At 44.0% G+C, this 21,478-nt stretch carries 12 protein-coding genes and 1 tRNA gene; 10 read left to right on the top strand and 3 right to left on the bottom strand.

What is annotated here, in order from left to right:
• Positions 1-68: 68 nt before the first annotated feature.
• The 3 genes from recD to B2P60_RS01390 form a co-directional block, all read right to left on the bottom strand.
• The gene (gene recD / locus B2P60_RS01400) at positions 69-2,264 is read right to left on the bottom strand and encodes an exodeoxyribonuclease V subunit alpha (RefSeq protein WP_286738998.1); all 2,196 of its coding nucleotides are present in this window, start codon (positions 2,262-2,264) and stop codon (positions 69-71) included.
• Between the two features lie 75 nt (positions 2,265-2,339).
• Positions 2,340-6,833 carry a UvrD-helicase domain-containing protein gene (locus tag B2P60_RS01395; protein ID WP_286738995.1) on the bottom strand — a complete coding sequence of 1,498 codons (4,494 nt, stop codon included), beginning with the start codon at positions 6,831-6,833 and terminating at the stop codon, positions 2,340-2,342.
• 90 nt (positions 6,834-6,923) lie between these two features.
• Complete coding sequence (locus tag B2P60_RS01390; RefSeq protein ID WP_286738993.1) at positions 6,924-11,405, bottom strand: exodeoxyribonuclease V subunit gamma; 4,482 nt, start codon at positions 11,403-11,405, stop codon at positions 6,924-6,926.
• Positions 11,406-11,851: 446 nt separating this feature from the next.
• Here B2P60_RS01390 and B2P60_RS01385 point away from each other — a divergent pair, with 446 nt between their 5' ends.
• From B2P60_RS01385 to ppc, 10 genes are all read left to right on the top strand, one after another.
• Positions 11,852-12,382 carry a hypothetical protein gene (locus tag B2P60_RS01385; RefSeq protein ID WP_193004949.1) on the top strand — a complete coding sequence of 177 codons (531 nt, stop codon included), beginning with the start codon at positions 11,852-11,854 and terminating at the stop codon, positions 12,380-12,382.
• A 74-nt stretch (positions 12,383-12,456) separates the two neighbouring features.
• Positions 12,457-13,218, top strand: coding sequence for a hypothetical protein (locus B2P60_RS01380; protein WP_286738991.1), 762 nt, complete (start codon positions 12,457-12,459; stop codon positions 13,216-13,218).
• 70 nt (positions 13,219-13,288) lie between these two features.
• Positions 13,289-13,364, top strand: a tRNA-Arg gene (locus B2P60_RS01375).
• Between the two features lie 357 nt (positions 13,365-13,721).
• Positions 13,722-13,796 carry a pyrroloquinoline quinone precursor peptide PqqA gene (gene pqqA / locus B2P60_RS01370; protein WP_075107140.1) on the top strand — a complete coding sequence of 25 codons (75 nt, stop codon included), beginning with the start codon at positions 13,722-13,724 and terminating at the stop codon, positions 13,794-13,796.
• A 71-nt stretch (positions 13,797-13,867) separates the two neighbouring features.
• The gene (pqqB, locus tag B2P60_RS01365) at positions 13,868-14,779 is read left to right on the top strand and encodes a pyrroloquinoline quinone biosynthesis protein PqqB (protein WP_286738988.1); all 912 of its coding nucleotides are present in this window, start codon (positions 13,868-13,870) and stop codon (positions 14,777-14,779) included.
• A gap of 21 nt (positions 14,780-14,800) precedes the next feature.
• Positions 14,801-15,559: a pyrroloquinoline-quinone synthase PqqC gene (pqqC, locus tag B2P60_RS01360; protein WP_286739034.1), complete on the top strand. Its 759-nt coding sequence runs from the start codon at positions 14,801-14,803 to the stop codon at positions 15,557-15,559.
• Complete coding sequence (gene pqqD / locus B2P60_RS01355) at positions 15,556-15,840, top strand: pyrroloquinoline quinone biosynthesis peptide chaperone PqqD (protein WP_193004945.1); 285 nt, start codon at positions 15,556-15,558, stop codon at positions 15,838-15,840. The genes pqqC and pqqD overlap by 4 nt, the downstream gene beginning before the upstream one ends.
• Positions 15,837-17,003, top strand: coding sequence for a pyrroloquinoline quinone biosynthesis protein PqqE (gene pqqE, locus B2P60_RS01350; RefSeq protein ID WP_286738980.1), 1,167 nt, complete (start codon positions 15,837-15,839; stop codon positions 17,001-17,003). The genes pqqD and pqqE overlap by 4 nt, the downstream gene beginning before the upstream one ends.
• Before the next feature lie 2 nt (positions 17,004-17,005).
• On the top strand, positions 17,006-18,055 hold the full coding sequence (locus tag B2P60_RS01345; protein ID WP_286738977.1) for a dipeptidase: 1,050 nt from the start codon (positions 17,006-17,008) through the stop codon (positions 18,053-18,055).
• Positions 18,056-18,526: 471 nt separating this feature from the next.
• The gene (gene ppc, locus B2P60_RS01340; protein WP_286738976.1) at positions 18,527-21,295 is read left to right on the top strand and encodes a phosphoenolpyruvate carboxylase; all 2,769 of its coding nucleotides are present in this window, start codon (positions 18,527-18,529) and stop codon (positions 21,293-21,295) included.
• Positions 21,296-21,478 lie beyond the last annotated feature (183 nt).

Below are 21,478 nucleotides of genomic sequence, written 5' to 3'. Positions count from 1 at the left end.
GTTTAAAAAAGCATCCAAATCGGATGCTTTTTTATTGCGTGAAAAACAAATATAACTAAAGATAGTAACTAAAACTGTTGTGCTAAGCCTGTATGGCGCTCAGTTGGCGTCTGAACCGCCTTTTCAAAAGCAGTTTTTGTGCTGTAGATGGTCACTTGTTTTTTAGCACGTGTCACCGCCGTATAAATAAGCTCTTTGCTTAGCAATCTTGCATGACTATTATCGAAAGTAATGGCCACATGGTCAAATTCAGACCCTTGTGATTTATGAATCGTCATCGCATAGGCGGTGGCAACGATCTCTTCATTGAGTAAATTCACAGCAATACCTTGAGTTTTGCTTTCAAAGAACACTTCTAATCGATTCCTTTCGTCACCTGTTTGCAAACAAAAGCCAATGTCACCATTGAACAATCCTAACTCGTAGTTATTTTGTAGAATCATAATGGGACGGCCATGGAACCATGTGTTTTGACCGAGCGGTAGTTTTAGCTCAGCAAGGTGCCATTGTGTCAGATAGTTATTGATATAGTGATCACCCCACTCCCCATTGTGGCCAGCACTTAGGATTTTAAATTGGTTAAAGGTTACCATTAATGAGTTTATAGTACTTTTTACTAATTCTGGCACAGATTTTTCTATTTTATTTTTTAGAAGATTTTTAGTTTTATTTATGTATGGCTTGTATTTTTGGGTTATTTTTTGGATAGTTTCTTTGTTACTTAGGCTATTTATCATTTTATTATCTATAAGTGTCTCTTCTTGTTGCGTATTTACATATTGAAATCTCAATGCGTCATCTCGTTTTAGTAACTGCCAAATTTTTTGAATGTCTACCTCTACCTCATGAATTTGATGGGCAAGCTGACCAATGCCTGAATCTGAGCTAAACCGACGGCTCTCGATTAGCTCTGCATGAACAGCCTGTAATGTCGGAATACGGCATAGATCGGCCAGCACCGCTCCTGCATCCACGGCTGCTAACTGATTGGCATCTCCCAACAAGATAAGCCTTGCTCCTGGTTTCACTGCACTTACAAGATAATTAGCCAACTCAACTCCAAGCATCGATGCTTCATCAACGATGATAATATCTTCCCCTAGTGGGTTATTGGCATCGTAACGTGGTCTACCCGTTCGACCGATTCCTAGCAAACGATGGATAGTTTTGGCTTCTTGCAATTGCATCGCTACATTTGCTGTGTCTAAAGCGGCTTGCAAAGACTCTTGCATTCGCTGGGCCGCCTTACCAGTTGGCGCGGCTAACGCTAGGCTCGCACTATCTGTACTGAATCGAATGCTCTCCTGTTGATCGCCCCTCCTCTCTGCAGCTTCTTGTAATGCAATAACCAGCTGAGCGACCGTATAAGTTTTACCCGTGCCTGGACCGCCAGTGATGATACTAAATGCATTGTTGTTGGCCACGTTGATGGCTTTTACTTGTTGCTCGTTTAAATTGTCAGGTATTGATAACGCTAGAGGGGTTACTTCTTGTGCTAGAGTCCTATTGATATGCTGTGCTAAGTTAAACTCTGCTTGCCAAGAGCGATGTAGCCAAAAAATTATTGATATGGTTTTTGCTTTTATATTTTGATTATTAGTTAGTTTATAAATGATGGGTTGATTTATTCTGCTTAGGCTATTTTCTTCAATAACATCAGCATCAACCTTTGCAAATAAAGCGTGTTGTTCCACTAAATCTATCAAAAAATTTAAGTCAGTATTTTTCAGTAGTTGATATAAGCTGACAATCGTATTAAAACGCTTGGTTAGCCTCTCTTTTTCATGATTGCTAAGCGCCAGCTGCATCCAAAGCTGATTGCCCTTGCCAAATAAAGTGTCTAGCAAAGCAAATAATGATATATCAACTGTTGCGTTATCTTCTATTTGAGTGTTTATTTGGTTGTCTATTAGCGCAAAAACTGGCATTGCGAGTGTTTCTAATAACTGTTGCTGCCACGCATACAATGTAACGACTTCATTGTTGATTTGACCTTGTAGTGGTACTTCGTGCTCAGCTTCCTCAACGGTTAATACCGTATGCCCTTCTTCTAAATGCGTCGCTAACATAACAAAAAAAGCCGTGAACAAATTGCTGTCTTCTATTTTATCGACTTGATCGCTATTAGTATTGGTTGGTGCCTCTGTCGCATTATATGCTGAATGCGTTTGCTGGCGACGTAATAGGATATAGTCACTAAGGTTACTGGCCCAAGTTTCTTGTAAACCAATTGCCGCTTTGCTTTTGTTGTTATTATTACTCATCTTATGCTTGTCTCTATATTGATCTGATTAATCGAGATGATATTTTTTGGATAGTGAACCGTTATTTAACCCTTACTAGTCAGGCATGCCAAATAGCGTATCTAATCCTTTAATAAAATCAATTGGGATATCCCAAGTCACCAATCCATAACGATTAGTGCCTGATGTGTTACTACTAGGCTCATTAGGGTTTTGTGATGCAGAAGCAGCGGTTTGAGGATTAGGGTCATATACACCACGTAAAAATACGTACTCTACAGGGCCTAGATATTTATCTTCATTGCCTGCGTAATCACTGATTCTCATGGAGAGCAATCGGTGCAAAGCCACCTGATAAATTGCTGCTTGTAACCAATATCCTGCTTTGGACATTGCTTGCTTAAGGGTGTTTTCATCATAATTGCTTAGGCTATTTCCTAAAAAGTTACTTTTGTAATCGACGACATAATACTTGCCAGCGTGCTCATATACCAAGTCAATTTCGCCGCGTAAATAACGATACAAGTGCGTTTTATTTTGTGGCACCAGATTGACGTGCTTGTCTGTGTCGTCAGGTAAGTATTGTTGAAACAGCTGATTGATATCCTGAGCTTTAAACCGTTCTGACAACCCCATGTTAAACTCTAATTCAGCAAATCGCTGACTTGCGTTAAGAGAGCTTAAGGGTTGATTGGAGGCCAATAGCGGCGCATGTATCACCTCATCAATCCAGTTGAGTAACGCGTCATGCTTTGTCGTATCTATCGAATCAGGCTCAATGAGGGCACCTGCTCCGCCCTCGTATCCTTGTAATCTACGGCTTTGCAGCTCAGCACTGCTATAGACCAGCGGCAGCTGATAGCTACTAACGGCTCTATCGACAACCCCAGACCACTGCGACTTGTTGGTGAAATCAATTTTTTCAAATATCTCGTGTAAAAATGTACCGGCATTGGCTCCTTTAACAAAAGTAAAGCGGATATCCTCCTCAGACTTGAGATTTAACCCTTCCACTTTTTCAGGGTGCTCACTACTATGAGATAATGGCTCAACCGAGGCGAACGTATCTCTCGTAACGATCTCTATCGCATCATCAATACGCTCATCCACTATGACCATCGCTTGTGTGGATTCGTCCAACTGACGGGCGAGCGCGGTAAAACTGGTCTTCGCCCAACCATAAAAGTAGTTTGTCTTCATAACCTCTGAAAAAGCATCGTACTCAATAACTTCTGTCATGGGTTTGATCGTAGTAAGCTGAGTCGCATCGTTTAAGCCTACTGGGTTGGCATGGTTCGCATGGTGGTCATTATGGAACTCATTGACTTTGTGACCTCTGATCATGCCTATCGTGCCTTTGAGCCTATTAGGCAATTCAAAATTTGCTTCTGAGGACTCAAACCAATAAAACACGGGCTTTAACTCAGAATCCACATTTCTTTTCGGGTCTTGCAGTACCACATAAAGCTGTTCACTGGCGCGTGTAAATGCCACATAACCAAGACGGCGCAACTCCTCAAAACCCTCTTGCGTCTCGATAGCAGTATAGTAATCGTCGGTGGTGGCAGATCCTTGTAGTGGCGAGAAGCGGCGCTGATTGCCAGTTAGTTGATGTTGTAGGGATTGCTGCACTAGGGCGGAAGGGGCTTGCTGGGCGTTATACAGATACAACCCATAGTTTTCTTTATTCCCAGATTTTCGGCTGGCACTGCCCATACCCAAGACGTAGACAATGGGAAACTCGAGTCCTTTTGACTTATGAATAGTCATAAGCTGCACGCCAGACTCTGTCGGTAGCGGATACTGCTTGGCCCAATCACTATTGGGTGCAGCATCTATGTGCTGTCTAAACCAAGCCAATAGTTCATGCTCACCCATGCCTGTACCATACTGCGCCAATACATCCATCACATGACGCAGATCCATGATGTGTCGATCTCCTTCTGGATGAGACGCTAAAGATTGCCAGACCCCTTGTGGCTGTACGGGATTTTTATCCAACAGGTAATGTAGCGCCGACAATATGCCAAAATGTTGCCAACGCTGCGCCCCTTCTTTTAGATAGGTAATAAAGTCTTGATAGCTTCTTTTATTATCAATCGTTGACGCGTTTTTTGAATGAGCGCGTGTTGTATTATCGGCCACAACAATACCTGACTTATGGTCGGTCATCATCGCTTTAACATCTTTAATGCTTAGATCATACAGATGACTGGTCAACACCCGATTAATCATGTCATGACGGTATGGATACAGCATGGCGCTAAGCAACGCTGCCACATCTTCTGCCATGACCGTTTCAAAGATACTGACATCGCTGGTGGTCAAGGTTGGTACGCCCAGTTTCACCAACTCGTCTTCAACCCGCTTTAAGTTCTTTTTGGCACGAGCCAGCACGCCTATATCACTAGGCTGGATGGCTTTGCCTTTTAGTGTCTGACCACTACTGAGCAAAGTGGCAATATGACGCGCGGTGATTTCATGCTCATCGTACTCAAGTTCTATATCCTTGCCACTAGGCAAGTGCAATACGCTTACTGGCTGAGCCGAGAGCACCTCAGTCACCAAGCGACTTCCTTGTATGTCTTGATGACTAAACCAAGACAACTGATTTTTAGGTCGCGCTGCTTTAATATGCTGGTAATAGATACCGCTACCTAACTGTGCCAGCTTATTGTTACCAGTCGTTGCTGTAGGGACGCCAAACCAGCAGTTTAGTGCATGAATCACACCTGCATTTGAGCGACGGTTGGTATCGAGCGTCCAACGGCTGCTGGTGTCAAACTGGGCTTTCATATAGTTATAGTTGGCCACATCGCCACCACGAAACCCGTAAATGGCCTGCTTTGGGTCACCAACCAATAGCAAAAACTCACGATTGGTTTTATTGGACGTTGACGGCTTATCTTTTTTCTCTTGTGTTTGTTTGTTTTTTGGCAAATAAATGCTTTCAATCATAATGGCTTGTTCACCACTGATATCTTGCGACTCATCGATCAGTGCCACTGGATAATGATGACGAATATAACGCGCCAGCTTATCTCCTTGTCGGCCCGTTAAGGCTTGGTTTAAACGCACCATCTGCAAACTAAAGGTCGTCTCACCACGTTCTTCTAAAATCACTGGCAGCCTATCACGTACGGCAAGCACAATCTGACGGTTAAGATTGGCTAATAGCAGTACAATGTGCTGATTTAATCTCTCAACCATGTCTAGAAGCGCCATTAACTTGCTAATGGTCTCTAATTCAAAAAGCGTCTGATGCTCTTTTTCTTTATTCTTATTGAAGTTCTTAATTTTGCCATCTTCATCTGGATATCTGGCATCCTGCAATGAGGTCAGAATCTTATGCTCGCGCTCATTTAAATAGCTGTTAAATGAAAGCTTATATTCTGCTATCTTTTGGTGTACCTCAATGAGGGCGTCAAACTGTTTGGTTAAATTAGAACCGCCACGAAATCCTTGCGACTTTCTGTAATCAGGATTTAAATAGGGCTGAATATCAGTTAAGTCTAATTGTGCAAACTCAGCAATAAGCTGCTCATACGCATTAAAGTCAAAGCTTTGCTCTAGTCTTACCTCATCAATCGGCGCGGAAATAAAGTTAAGCGAACGAGAAACAAACTTTTTATGATCATGAACCGCTGTCAGCTTGCCCTGCTGATCCATCAGTGCATATAGTTTAGGCTGCTCATAATGTAAGCGGCTTTGGAACTGGCGCAGCTCATCATGAATAATACTGTCAGTCACCTGCTCAATACTGCTGTCTTCGATAATAGCCATGCCTTGCTGATGACCCGTCTCGCTACTGTATTCGGTCAACCATTTTTGCGCCAAGCTATCCAGTGTACCGACAAACAGCTTATCCAATGTCGTTAATACCAGCGCGGTGCGGCGCAGTGCCTCCGCCATCGGGTAGCCATACACATGATCTAATAAATAACTCACTAAATGTAGGTTAATAGGATCTTGCATGGTGTCATCTAAACGCACATATCTAGCTTGCTCTATCAACCAATTTTCACGCGCTTTTTTTGCTTGGGCACGATTTGCAGTCGCCACTTGCTTGTCGTGGGCAAAATCTTGATTAAGATCATCAGCGTTTGCCTCACTATTTAAATCCGTGCTTGCTGGTTTGTCATGGTTACTGTTGTCGTTGTCATTAACACCATCACCATCAGGCGTTACCTGCAAAATTTTGGGATACAAGATATCTTTATTATTGGTATCAGCACTCAGATTATTGACCCACTGCAATAGTTGATAAAAATCCACCAAACGATCATGAATACGCTGACGCATCTCCGCTGCAGCGGCGCGCGTAAAGGTCGTAGCAATGATTTGTTCTGGCGCACGCCGCGCTTCAATCAGTAGGCGCAGCACAATACCAGTTAGCGTCCAAGTCTTACCAGTCCCTGCTGAGGCTTCGATAAGGTGCTTACCCGTTAGTTCAACGTCCACCGCTGGTATCACATCTGCCTTAGACTCAGCCATCGCAGCCGAGTCATCAAATTCACTTGAATCCTCATCAAATAAATCCGATTGTGTAGAGATATCAATGGTATTGGTTGTGTCAGTAAAGTCTGTCATATAGGCGTATACTTTTAATGATTATCTATGAAATCAAAATCTATCAGGTCAAAATAAACAGCGAAATAAACTGGGCGGTAGCCATCCTAGCTAATTATCTAAACCGTTTAGTGCGACAAACATTGGCTCGTACAGCGGCTGTGCCAAGGTAGTTAAGGCCGCTGTTAGCGCTTTAAATGCGTCTTGATCGCGCAATAGGTATTGCCAAATGGCGTGCTGTGAGCAGTTATCGTATACCGTGTCTGAATGATAACTGGGTCTTAACCAGTCGGAAAAATCTGCACGTTTTGGCCAATAGCCGCCATTTGTGCCCTCGTTTTCTTTAACGTTTGAACGCTTGCCAAGGTAGTTGAGTGCATACTCAGGCAGTAGCGTAATAGGAACTTGACCTGACAGGTTGCCAAAAATCGCCCACTTAATCAGCTCAATCACCGCATATTCATAGGCAATAGGACTTAGCTTGAATGCGATAGTATTTTTATAGCTATCTACTTGCGAGCTGGCTTTATTAAAGCGCCAAATACTTGTGCCATCGTTTAATGCCACTTGCTCAGCTGTGGTGCGTCTGGCAACTTGCCAGTATAAATGTGATAACCAAAACTTGAGTAAGTGTCTGGGACTCGCAGAATTTGGCAAAATATTTAACCACTGCTTTGGTGAGTGCTCAGTATAAGATACGCCTGCCTGCTTATGAGCATCTATCGGCACCAGACCTTTAATCTTAATAGCCTTTGGCAACAGTGTCAGCATTGCTTCAATATCCGTCTGACAGCTTGACTCATTAGTATCAATAGTCTTAACCCTATTGATCACCGACTTTAGCTCTAGCTGCACAGAATGCTCGCTCGTTGCAGTCAGTAGCTGCAAACCTGTGGCCGCTTCTTTGCCCTCATCAAAACCATTAGCAATTAACTGCTCTTTGAACTCCACACATTGCTGCTGTAGTTTTCGTTGCTGATTGGGTAGCGTGGTTTGGCGCGCCACCCCTGCTGGCATCATTTTTTGGTACATCATAGTGGCGTTAGCATTTTCAATCGCTGCATTGCCATCACTTTGTTCGGTTGCATTAGCCGCCAGTGACTTAAGCAAATGCGCTTTAATCTGATAAGTCGTCAAACTGTCTAAAAACAACGGTTCTTGATGCGCCAACGCTTCTTCGCCTTGCACCACATGCACTTTTTGCGTACGTAAAAATGCTTTGGCCGGGTGACGTACTTGATAAACTAGGCTGCCTTCAATATCTATCTCCCCGATGTTAAATACAAATTGGATAATCGCTTTAGTCGCCTCACTGATATCAGAAGTATCATCTAGCGCTAACATCTCAGCCAAGACAGATAAGGTTTGATTATTTACTTGTCCCAGTTGACCCAAGCCTTGACCAAGCATCGTAGCGATTGCTCCGTACTGTGTTTTGGTTGGCAGACCAACTAGTTGCGTGTGCTCGCTCGCGATCCTACCATTTAAGGTATCAAACACAGCTTGCCATAGCGGCGCGGGTGGAAATTGTTTTTTCTGCGCCAGCTTGGTTTTACGCATGGCTTTATTTAATAAAATACCCAGCTCATCCGCTACACTAATAGAGCCACTATCCTGAGCATCATCATTGGACTGACGCTCATTGGCATTGAGACTGGATATATTGGTCTGTTGCTCAGAAGCTTCCGTACCTTCCATTTCTATTTCAAACAGACTGCGATGGAAAGGCAATGCTGGATGCTCAGTCACTAACCACTGTGTGATCAGCTTAGGTAAGTAGCGTTTGAGACTCTCGGTCGTTGGGTCAATATTTTCAGGCAGGGTGTCAAGTGAATTCACTTGCCACTGTACTTCACCTTGTAAGAACTGTAGCAACTCACTGACTGGATTGGCTGGTAAGTGCTCATGAGTATCCGTCAGGCTTTGACCATTGTAGAATATCCAGCACGCACTACGTGCACACAGCATCGCATCTAAAAATGCCCCATTGTCATCATCCTCGCTGACTCTATCACCGCGACGAGCGTTAGTAGCTTTTATCAAGTCATATCGGTTATCACGGTCACGCGCAGGAAACTCAGAAAGATCCATATTAAGCATCACCACCAATTCAAAAGGCACATTCCTAAGGGCACCAAATCGACCAAATGTAATTACGCCAGTGGGCTCAGCACTGACTTGCTGACTTTCTAACTCGTCTTCGATACTATCTAGCATAAAACTTAGCTTTAATGGTAGCTGCTCAACGCCTGCCAGCCTTTGTTCCACTTCCTTATTGGCGCTATCACCGCTCGCGTACTGTTTATAATGACGATTGGCGCGCAAACTTGATTTAAAGCCATTCATGGCATTATATATGGCACGCATCGTCCGCGTTTGATCGACATCGCCAAAGTAGCGATGGATCACTTGCGTCTCAATCTGATCCAGCCAATCTTCCGCTTTCATTCTTTGGGTATGATCGTCACGTCGTTCCACCAAACCTACATAGATACGGCTAAGCGCTTCCACAATCATCGCATCATTTAGGCTCACTTGTGGCAATGGCAAACTCATCTCAGGCATTGCCGTACTTGCCCAGTCACCCTTATGCAAAGGGTATAAGCAATTACTCAAACTGGCCTCTGGCATCACAAGCCCCAAGGCCAATCGGTCTAACGCTTGGGCAAAACTAAAGCGATAATCGTAGTCATTAGCGTCTAAGGTTTGCTTAAGATGCCGCTCATCAAAGCCGCGGATAAAGCCCGCTTCTACCAATAAATCACAACCACGGCTCATTTGCTCATGAGTCAGCCCAAAGCTTTCAAACAAAGGAGGCAACATCAGCCAGTCTAAGACCTCAGCTGCTTCAAAACGGGCGCTATGACTGCCCAACAATTTGTAAAACCCAATAATCGCTTCCCATAGCTGACGAATGTCAGTATCGACAACACCCGTTACCTTTGCGGGCAAGGTCAAACCATCTTGACCTTTACCACTGACGAAAATAGAACCAATGAGCGCATGATGTCGCTCAACATCCGGTAGCAACACCACAATATCGGATATGTGGCGTTTTTTCTCACCCGTTTGGATAGGTTCATTTAGCCAGCGACCAATCATAATACGCAGTACTTCAAGCTGGCGTTGTAAATTGTGACACGAATGAATGCTTAGGCTATTATCTTGCGATGATATGGCCCAAAAACGATCCTTTTCAAAGCGCTTATTTTCTAGCACGTCATCGTCGTACCATGGCGTGTCTGACGCTTCTTGCTCAAAGCCCAACTCTATTTGCTGACTGACGGCCTCTGACACTTTTGCCGCTGTCGCCTGCTGGGTCGATTGCTCATCCAGCATCAACACATCGTTTTGCAAACGTCGCAATAAGCTTGAGGTGTTTTGTGCCTCTTGAAAGCTATCAGCGCTATCAACATCATAGACGCTGCCATCAATAGTATTACCCGTTTCATCAAAACTAGTATCAAAATTATCCTGCCATTCGACAAGCGCCTCTTGATATTGCTCATTACCTGACAAATTCGCCAGCATGGCAAAGGTATCGCGAGACTGTTTTCCCAAACGCGACAACAAACTATGCCCATAATCACGTAAAAACACACTTTCAGGATTGATGATCTGTTGACGCTGTAACCACGACTTATCGACAATATCTGCCCAAAACAGCTTTGAGGGGTTGTAGTGTAATAATGTGATGTCCATGTATTGCGATAAGCGCTGTAAAAAATCAAGCTCGGTCTGAGGCAGTTGCTGAATGGTAAAAATGCGCAGCACCTTGGGCAATTGATCACGCTCATTTGCCTTATTATGCTTTAAGGCTGACCAGAAATTGTCTTCAATGGTCACACGGTGCTGATGAACATCGGCAAACAGATGCGACCATAAGAATCGTTGCGCAACTTCCAGCTCTACATAATGCTCCACCAACCATTCAGGCGTACCGCGTGCATACTTGTCAAAGCGCAGTGATAACGCGTCTTTATCCGCTATCAGTGCATCTACATCAAGTGGCTTATTATGTGACCATAATGCCAGCCAATCCTCACGGTGGGTTAAGTAGCGGTTAAACACTCGGGTCAAATCACTTGCCAGCTGCCAAATACGCGCATCTTGCTGCGCCTTATCTTGTTGTGCCGTGTCTAGTCGTAGAGCGTCTTGTTTAACATTTTCTTGTGGCCCCTCAATCAAAGACGCCAATAGCGGGTGTACTGGGTGCGCTTCATTTTTAACAATCGACTCTTGATAGTAAGTCAGATACCCAAACAGGCGCCATTGCATCACTGTCGGCGATAATACGGCAACTTCAGGCACATTCAAAACTGCTGTTTCAGGGTTATTCTCTAACAAATAGGCGTTATGACGGGTGAGCACATCCTGCATCAGCGTCCACTGATACTGACCCCAAAATTTAGTACGCACCAACGTACTGATGCCAGCACGACTGGCAATCGTCTTATCCAACCAGTCGCCCAATACCATTGAGGGCACAATGACAATAAAAGGCTCAAAAACAGATTGTTCCTTTGACTGATATTGCAAGAGCAATTGATCCACAAGATTTTCGGTACGGTGCGATTGAATAATAGTAAACATAGAGGATAATCTAGATGAAATGGTAGAATAATGAGACGAACAAACACGAATTAAAGTAGATAAGATAAAAAATCTAAGATTAAAGATGTTGATAAAAATAAAGATCAAGCCACAAACGATACTCATCAATACATGTTTGGCAGTCGTTACGGTATTGCATTTCTGCTAGCATGATGATTATAAACAAAAAGTGACAACGCTCATTGATTTTATGCATTGACGATGAGCATTAAAACTGCGCTGACTGTCAGTGTGCCATTGATGGTTATCGTTTACTAGTGTAGATACCAGTATTATAATACCTTGCGACGGCTGGTGTCGCCTTGTTACGCTGCTCATGTTTAACAACAGCTCACGCTTAACAGAAGAGAGAATGACGATTTTTTTAGTGCCACTTCTGTGCCTTGTGTACATTTAACTTTTTATCAACGAGACAATTTAACACTATGCCCTTGCGTCCTATTGATGCCATTTTCGTTCACCCTCAACAACGTTTATACGTGGTTTACTATCGTGGTGAATTATGGCAGTTGCCGCGTATGAAAATTGATAACACGTCATGGCAAAATAGGCGCCCATTTACTGATGATAGCAGTGCCCTCTATCTCAGTATTCATCAGGCTATTAGCGACCCTGTGTTGGCAAAAAAATTGCGGACACTAAATTTGCCGAACGCAGTGCGCGGCAGTACGTTACCACGCTTTGAAGCATGGTGGGAAGCACACGGCTTTAGGTGGCTTAAAGACAAACTTACCACAGGGCAATCACCACTAGCAGCGCATCAAGCGACAACGCTTACAAAAGCGATTGACAACCACTCCACTTCCCCTTCAAACTATCAACCCGCGCGCTCCGGTGACGGTACTGGTACTGGTCATAAAAGCAGTGAACAGGCAATAAAACCCTCTGAAAATACAGATGTTTTTGCAGAAATGCTGGCCGACTTAGCAGACGAAGTGCTGCATCAGCAGATTTAAACCAAGCCATACGTCACGTACACTGTCTTATTTGGCGTTTAAAATAAACCAACTAACAAGAAGAGCGGTCACCTATGAAAGACTACAAGCTGCTACTGGCTGGGCTGATTTTACTGCTTTTGATACTCTTCATTGCTGTCTTCACTTGGTTATGGATTCATAATCGTAAGAACATAGATCCCCTACCTGTCATGGCCAACAAAAAAGAACCTATCGTAGTGCCTGAAGAAGAGGAAAATGCCGTCTCCAACAGCACCTTATACATACAAGCGGAAGAAAATTTACAAGCAGCCTTAGAAGATGTCGTTGTCAGCTTTGAGTCTCGCTATCCTCACGTACAAGTGCGGGCAAGCTACGTGCCCGCTCATACTCTTCTGACACTATCGAATGCCACTTCTAGTGACGATGAGCGCTCAGAGTTTATGGTAGGTGTAGATATGATTATCGCTAATGATAGCCTGCCCACAGAACGACTGGCGCCATTACAAGCAGAGCTACAAGCCGCTCAAAACAATCAAGAAGAAGCGATCAGTAAAACCGATACGGCTAAGATAGACGATACAAATTCACGCAGTCTAAACTCTTACAACTATGCGTTGAGAGACGAGAAAACGCTTGAAGGTGTTATTTTGACAGACAATACTGCCGCTGTTAACTTCCGAAACTTTTTACTCTCGAGCACAGGACAAGACATATTAAAAAAATATGATTATCACAATATTGAGGGTTATAAAAATAGCGTAGATGACTTATTTAATCCAACATCACGGGCAAAACAGGCGTCAAGTGATACCTCTGTAGATGTTGCTGATGCGCTTAGTAACGGCAAATCCTGATAAATTGTCTCTATTTAGGTTTTGTTGATTGCTTTTATGACAGCTTTTTCCTACAATGTCTCTCCATAATGCGCCTATAGCTCAACAGGATAGAGCAGTTGCCTCCTAAGCGACCGATCCGAGTTCGAGTCTTGGTGGGCGCGCCATCAAATATAACGATATATCCTAACAAGCCCTTGTAAGCCCCGCGCTGCAAGGGTTTTTTAATGCCTATTACACTGTAGTCACCGATTAATAACGGTATCATAGACGGTATTCGTCGATACCTCAACACAGGATACCGTCATTATGACCGTACCTATCAAACTTCTTACAGATTCTCAGGTGAAAACAGCTAAACCGCCAAGACAGATACAGTTTGAATTTTGCCCTCAGCCTTCATTACTAAAACCTACCAAGTTAACATCTAACAAATTGACATAAAGGGTCAGCTTATACTACCATTGATAATTACTTTCAGTCATCTCAACGATGAATCCATCATATCCTTTTGGAGTAATCCCATGCAATGGACTAAACCTGCTTTTCAAGACATTCGTATCGGTTTCGAAATCACGATGTATTTCGAAGCTCGTTAAAACTTACTAGACCTCAATCCATTAAAAGCCCTAGATGATTAGGGCTTTTATTTTTTTGGAAATATTGATTTATGTATATTCATGTTTTAGGCTCAGCGGCTGGTGGTGGTTTTCCACAGTGGAACTGCAATTGCTATAATTGTCATGGCGTTCGTCAAGGGACGATTGAAGCACAGACTCGTACCCAGTCATCAATCGCCATATCAGAAAATGGCACAGATTGGATTTTATTCAATGCGTCACCGGATATTCGCCAGCAATTATTTGAGTTTAAGGCGGCCCAGCCAGCTCGTGGAGTGAGAGACACAGGGATCACCAACGTGGTCTTGATGGACAGTCAGCTTGATCATACTACAGGGTTATTGACGCTACGCGAAGGCTGTCCAATTCGGATTTGGTGTACTGACATGGTCTACCAAGACCTCACGACGGGATTCCCTATATTCAATGTGCTAAAGCATTGGAATGGCGGCCTACAATACAATCAAATTGATCCAAAACAGACATTTAACATTGAAGGCTTTGACGATTTAGAATTGACCCCTTTGGTGATTAGAAGCTCAGCGCCACCCTACTCTCCGCATCGTAATGATCCACATGATGGCGATAATATTGCCCTCATTGTGAAAGATTTAAAAACACAAAAACAACTCTTTTATGCGCCAGGTTTGGGCAAAATTGATGATCAGGTTATGCAAATCATGAAAGCTTCTGATTGCGTGATGATTGATGGTACGCTATGGACTGACAACGAAATGCAAGAATGCGGCGTTGGTACAAAGACGGGTCAAGACATGGGGCATTTACATATCAGCGGTGAAGACGGCTCACTCCATTATTTAGATCAGCTCGACCATACTCGCAAGATTTTGATTCATATCAATAATACCAATCCGATACTCAATGAAAAATCTGAGCAGGCTACCCAATTAAAACAACATGGTGTTGAAGTGGCTTTTGATGGTATGCAGATTGAATTGTAAGGCGACAGCAAGATGAAGACGATGCAAGCAGAAAAAACAGCACTTAGCCCAGAAGCGTTTGAACAAGCGATTTTGGCGAAAGGTCGGTATTATCATATTTACCACCCTTTTCATATCATGATGCACGAAGGTCAAGCGACGCAGCAGCAAATCCAAGCGTGGGTCGCCAATCGATTTTACTATCAAATCAACATCCCGCTAAAAGATGCGGCCATTATGGCGAACTGCCCCGATCAGCGGGTGCGTCAAGAGTGGATTCAGCGCATGATTGATCAAGATGGGGTGTATCCTGATGGCGGTGGCCGTGAAGCGTGGTTAAGTCTGGCAGAAGCGGTGGGGCTTACGCGTGAGCAGGTAGTTTCTGAAGAGTTGGTGCTACCGGGCGTCCGCTTTGCCGTCGATGCGTATGTGAATTTTGCTCGCCGTACGTCATGGCGAGAGGCTGCTAGTAGCTCACTGACAGAGCTGTTTGCTCCGCAGATTCATCAATCTCGCTTGGAGTCTTGGCCAAAGCATTATCCTTGGATTAAAGAAGAAGGGTATACCTATTTTCGCTCACGCTTGAGTCAAGCTCGCCGCGATGTTGAGCATGGTTTAACCATCACATTAGACTCGTTCAAAACGGTTGAACAACAAGAGCGCATGCTTGAGATCCTACAATTTAAGCTGGATATTTTGTGGACCATCTTGGATGCCTTGAGCTTGGCTTATGTCCATAACCAAGCCCCTTACCAAAGCGTCACTAACGATAATGTCTGGCATAAAGGATTGTTTAAATGAGTTTACCTGATCTAGACCAATCTATCGTACCGGTGTGGCGGCATGGTTATCGCTTTCAGTTTGAGCCGGCGCAAAATGCTTACGTCTTACTTTACCCTGAAGGTATGATCAAACTCAATGACAGTGCCAGCATCATTGGTCAGCATATTGATGGTGAGGCATCCATTGCTGATATTATTAAAAAGGTGAAAGCCATGTTTGGAGATATTCCAGAAATCGAGCAAGACATTATCGAGTATATGCTGGTGGCCCAGCGTGAACATTGGATTGACTTAGAATGACTGCGCCAGTAGGGCTACCATTATGGCTACTTGCGGAGCTAACCTATCGCTGCCCCCTGCAATGCCCTTATTGCTCAAACCCCATTGATTATGCTCAGTATAAGCAGGAGCTGACGACAGAGGAGTGGTTTGATGTGTTTGATCAAGCGCGGCAAATGGGCGCGGTGCAGCTTGGGTTTTCTGGTGGTGAGCCTCTCGTTCGTCAAGACTTAGAAGAACTGGTCGCTTATGCCCATAAACAAGGTTTTTATACCAACTTGATCACTTCAGGTATGGGACTGACTGAGGCTAGAATCGCTAGTCTAAAAGAAGCGGGCCTACAGCATATTCAAATCAGCTTCCAAGCCAGCGATCCTACGGTCAATAACGCCTTGGCAGGCTCAAAACATGCTTTTGAACAAAAGTATGAGATGTCACGATTGGTTAAAAAATACAACTATCCGATGGTGCTCAACTTTGTGATTCATCGGCAAAACATTGATCAAATTGATCAGATTATCGAGCTGTGTTTAGAGCTTGAAGCAGACACTGTTGAGCTAGCTATCTGTCAGTTTTATGGTTGGGCATTTGAAAATATCGAAGGTCTATTGCCGACCAAAGCGCAAGTGGTTAGAGCCGAACGCATTACCAATGAGTATCGCAAAAAGATTGAAGAACGTGGTATCAAATGCAAGCTCATTTTTGTAGTGCCTGATTACTACGAAGAACGTCCAAAACCTTGTATGGATGGTTGGGGCAAGATTTTCTTGACCGTCGCACCCGATGGCACTGCCCTACCGTGCCATGCCGCCAGACAGATGCCTATAGACTTTCCTAATGTAAGACAAACGCCTCTAAAAGACATTTGGTATGACTCTGCCAGCTTCAATCAGTTTCGCGGTGACGACTGGATGCCCGACATGTGTCAAAGCTGCCCAGACAAAGAACGCGATTATGGCGGCTGTCGTTGCCAAGCCTTTATGCTGACGGGCGATGCCAAAAATGCTGACCCTGTGTGTGGCAAATCGCCTTATCACTACTTGATTGAAGAAGCGCGGGCCAACAGCGAAACGCCCGTCCCTTTTGAAGAGTTGCGCTTTAGGAACCCTAAAAACTCTAAACTATTAAGTAACAAACAAGTGAGCCAAGAACAATTGATTCCTACTCGTACGGTAATGGATTAAACATGAACGCTCAGCCCATAATATTTGACGGACATAATGATCTATTAACCCGCCTGTGGCTGAGCTCAGGGGAAGATCCTGTGCATGATTTTATTCATGGCACGCTACCGGGGCATTTAGATTTACAACGTTGCCGACAAGCAGGATGGATGGGCGGCTTATTTTCTATCTTCTTGCCACCCTACGCTTATATTAAAAACAACCATCCTGATAAGTTAGTAAATCCTTCGCACTCAGACTTCACTCCGCAAGAAATCATTGATATTTGCCGTGCCCAGTTAGCGCTTGCACAGCAATTACAGGCGCGCTCAGATGGTCAGATTCAAATTTGTACGTCTATTGCACAAATTCGAGCCTGTCAAAAAAATCAACAATTGGCCATCGTCCTTCACCTTGAAGGTGCTGAATTTTTAGCCATTAAGCCGGAATTGTTGGATGTTTTTTATGAGTCTGGGCTCAGAAGTATCGGTCCGCTTTGGAATAGAAAAAGTCTCTTTGGTGATGGCTTAAATGCGTCCTTTCCGCACTCGCCAGATACAGGCTCTGGTCTCACAAATCAAGGCAAAGACCTTATTTTATCGTGTCGTAACAAGCGTATGCTGATCGATGTATCACATATGAATGAGCGCGCTTTTTGGGATACGCTAGAGATCGCTGATCAGCCTATTGTCGCAACCCACTCCAATGCGCACGCTTTGTGTCAGCAAGCAAGAAATCTGACCGATCGCCAGCTGGCGGCCATCAAACAAAGCGATGGTATGGTTGGGGTAAATTTTGACGTTGCTTTTCTTCGTGCGGATGGACAGCGTAACACGCAAACCTCGCTTGATGTGATTGTCGATCATCTGGCGTATTTGATTGACCATCTAGGTGAAGACCATGTTGGTTTTGGCTCTGATTTTGATGGTTGCCTGTTGCCTGATGATTTGTCTGATATCAGTCGCCTCGAAGTGCTGATTGAGCGCATGCAACAACGGCACTTCTCCGATCAACTCATTGAAAAGGTGACGTCAAAAAATTGGTTTAGTGTTTTGAATAAGATATGGCACTGATCACGTATATGACTCTTCATAAAAAACCGTTTTTCTGAATTAACGAATACTAGTGATATCTGGGTCAGGTAACAGCAGGCGGATAATAATACCACGACTAAAACTTAGATTAACTAAACAACCTTATAGACACTTTAAAACTGACTCAACTTATCTTTAAAAACCCAGCTCCTTTGCCATCAAAATCATATTTTGAATCACTGTTTATCACCAGCAGAAAAAAGAAACGACACTTTAACAAAAACCTCCTATCAAATATCCTAAGCTCACTACCCTTTTAGATTCAGCATAGGGTTGAACTGGTGTGGGTTGTCAGCTTTGACGCGCTTTGAGAACAAGTGCCTGTGACGCTTGTTAAATAAGTCGCACATTCCAAAGTGACTTGACTGCACTTGATAAACTCTCTACTTTATTAATACTCTGCTGCACTAAGAGCCCGTTTATTTATTAATAAGAAAGTTAAGGACGATTATGGATAACAACGTATTACGTGAACGCATTAGCTTGTTAGGGTCATTTCTAGGAGATGCGATTTCTCGTCAGACTGGCGAACAAACGCTTGATACGATTGAGACCCTACGAAAAGGTTTTATCCAGCAGCGCCGCGCGCCTAACGAAGCAAACAAGCAGCAGCTCATTGACTTTATTGCCTCATTAGACAATCAAACCCTAAAAAACGTCATCCGCAGCTTTTCTATCTATTTTTTCTTAGCCAATTTAAGTGAAGAAAACTATTTGCGTGAAGAGCGCCATGCACTACGTATGCAATCCGATCAAAGCTGGGAAGGATCGTTTCGTCGCACCTTACTTGAATGCCGCGCGCGCAATGTTGAACCCACTCAAATGCAGGAGCTGATTGATCAGCTAAAATTTATCCCTGTATTTACCGCCCATCCTACTGAAGCGCGTCGCCGGACAACGATGAATCTATTGCAGAGTTTATTCACGCATAGCGACGCCTTAAACAATCTTGCAGAAGACAGTTTTGCCTACGAGCAAGCGAAAGAAAAAACGGCACAAACGATTGATTTATTGTGGTCCTCGGATGAAGTGCGTACGCGTAAGCCCTTAGTTTATGACGAGATCAATAATGGCCTACACTATTTTAACGCCAGTTTATTCAATGCCATTCCTAAGGTTTACCGTAATATTAAAGACGCCATTGTTGAGGTTTATCCAGAGCTCACAGACTACCCATTACCGGCGTTCATAAGCTTTGGGTCTTGGATCGGTGGCGACAGAGATGGCAATCCTTTTGTCACTCATGACACCACAGAAATGGCCGTATTGATGCATGCAGATACTGTCTTACGTCACTACCAAGTGTTGATCAAAAAACTGCGCCGCCAGCTGATTCACAGCGATACAATCGTTACGATTGCCCCTGAGGTGTATGCCAAGATCAACCATTACGCCGAACTTGATCAGCGGGTATTTGCTTACAATCTTGATGATTATAGTAATGAGCCTTATCGCCGGTTACTCTCTTTGATTCTTAATAAAGTCAAAGCCACCAATCAACTGATTCAAAGTAAAGGTGATGATAGCGAGGCTAAAAAAGACGCTTACGCCAACCCACAAGAGCTACTAGAAGACTTACGCATCATCCGTCAAAGTGTGAATACACACGATACCGTGCATGGCGAAGGCTTATTGCTCGATACGATTCGTTTGGTCAAAACCTGTGGTTTTCATCTGGCCGCGCTCGATATTCGTCAAGAGTCGTCTTATCACAGTGAAGTCATTGCCGATATTTTTGCCAGTGCGTCTAATTTGCCAGACTATCAAACACTTAATGAAACGGAGCGGCAAGAGTGGCTGACGCGCTTGCTTGAAAGACCCGGCACACCGCTCATCTATAGCGACAACTTGAGCGATAAAACCCGCGAGCAATTGGCGTTGATGAACTCAGTGGCGACCTTACGTCAACTGGTCGGACAAGATACTTTTGGCAGTTATGTGATTTCGATGACCAACAACGCCAGTCAATTATTTGAGGTGTTGCTACTCATGCGTTTTGCAGGCTTATGCAGAGTCGATGACAAAGGGCAATTATCCGCTGATTTACCCGTCGCACCCTTGTTTGAAACCATCGAAGACCTTAAAAACATCGATCATATATTACCTGCCGTTTTGGACAACCCGCTGTATCGAGGACTGCTTGCGCACTCAGATAATACCCAAGAAATCATGTTGGGTTATTCAGACTCCTCGAAAGATGGCGGTATCATCACCTCGGCATGGCAGCTTTATAGTGCGCAGCAGACCATCAATCGTATCGCGGATGAATATGGCATCAAAACCCGCTTATTCCATGGGCGCGGGGGCTCTGTCAGTCGTGGCGGTGGCTCAACCCATGACGCTATCGCAGCTCAACCAGCGGGTACACTACACGGACAAATTAAAGTCACGGAACAAGGCGAAGTCCTTTATGCCAAATACGCCAACACCGATACCGCTGTATTTGAGCTGACCATGGGTATTACCGGTACGCTTAAAGCATGCTCCTCAAGATTTGTCGTCCAACCACCTGAGTTGCCAACTTATGAGTCACTCTTTGCGCGTTTAGCAGAAGCAGGTGAGCGGCGTTATCGAAAACTTACGGATCACACGGAAGGGTTTTATCAATTCTACTCACAGGTGACCCCAGTACAGGAAATTTCTTTATTAAATATCGGCTCACGCCCAGCCCATCGTAAAAAAGGCTTACCCAGTAAAACGACCTTGCGAGCGATCCCTTGGGTATTTGGGTGGTCATTGGCCCGTTTTACGTTACCTGCTTGGTATGGCGTCGGTAGTGCGCTGCATAGCGTCAAAGAAGACGAAGCATTGATGAAGGAGATGAATGATTGCTGGCCATTTTTTAACGTGTTTATCAGCAATATCGAGATGGCTTTTACCAAATCTGAGATGAGTATTGCTCAGGCCTATAGCCAATTGTGCGACGACGACACGCTACGTGAAAACATCATGGAAGCCGTCATTGATGAACATGAGCTCACCTATTCAGGCCTGAACGCTTTACTGGACCAAAGCTCCTTATTATCTAATCAACAAAATCTTGCCGCGTCACTGCAATGGCGAAACGCGTATTTAGATCCGATTAATTATATACAAATCGAGTTGTTAAAACGTGCCAGACAAGAAGAGACTACAGATAAAGACGGTACTCTTGCCGTTGAAGACCCACTCATCCGTAGTATCAATGCGTTGGCGGCTGGTCTGCGTAATACGGGGTAACGTAAAGAACAGCATATTTATTCACATCATAGTTGACCAAAATCGCCTTATATCCTTACACTTTAGCTTGTACTTTAGAGTGGGGATATAGGGCGATTAATAATAAAGCTCAAATGCGCTTCGCATATCTAGTATCATACCAATATTGACAGCTCACCCCTACGTTATTTACTGATATTACAA

Origin of the sequence: Psychrobacter sp. UBA3068 (assembly GCF_002366815.1) — a bacterium.
GTDB classification, from domain to species: domain Bacteria; phylum Pseudomonadota; class Gammaproteobacteria; order Pseudomonadales; family Moraxellaceae; genus Psychrobacter; species Psychrobacter namhaensis.
Note: the sequence above shows the minus strand (reverse complement) of the source record. Positions and strands in the feature narration are given on the sequence as shown.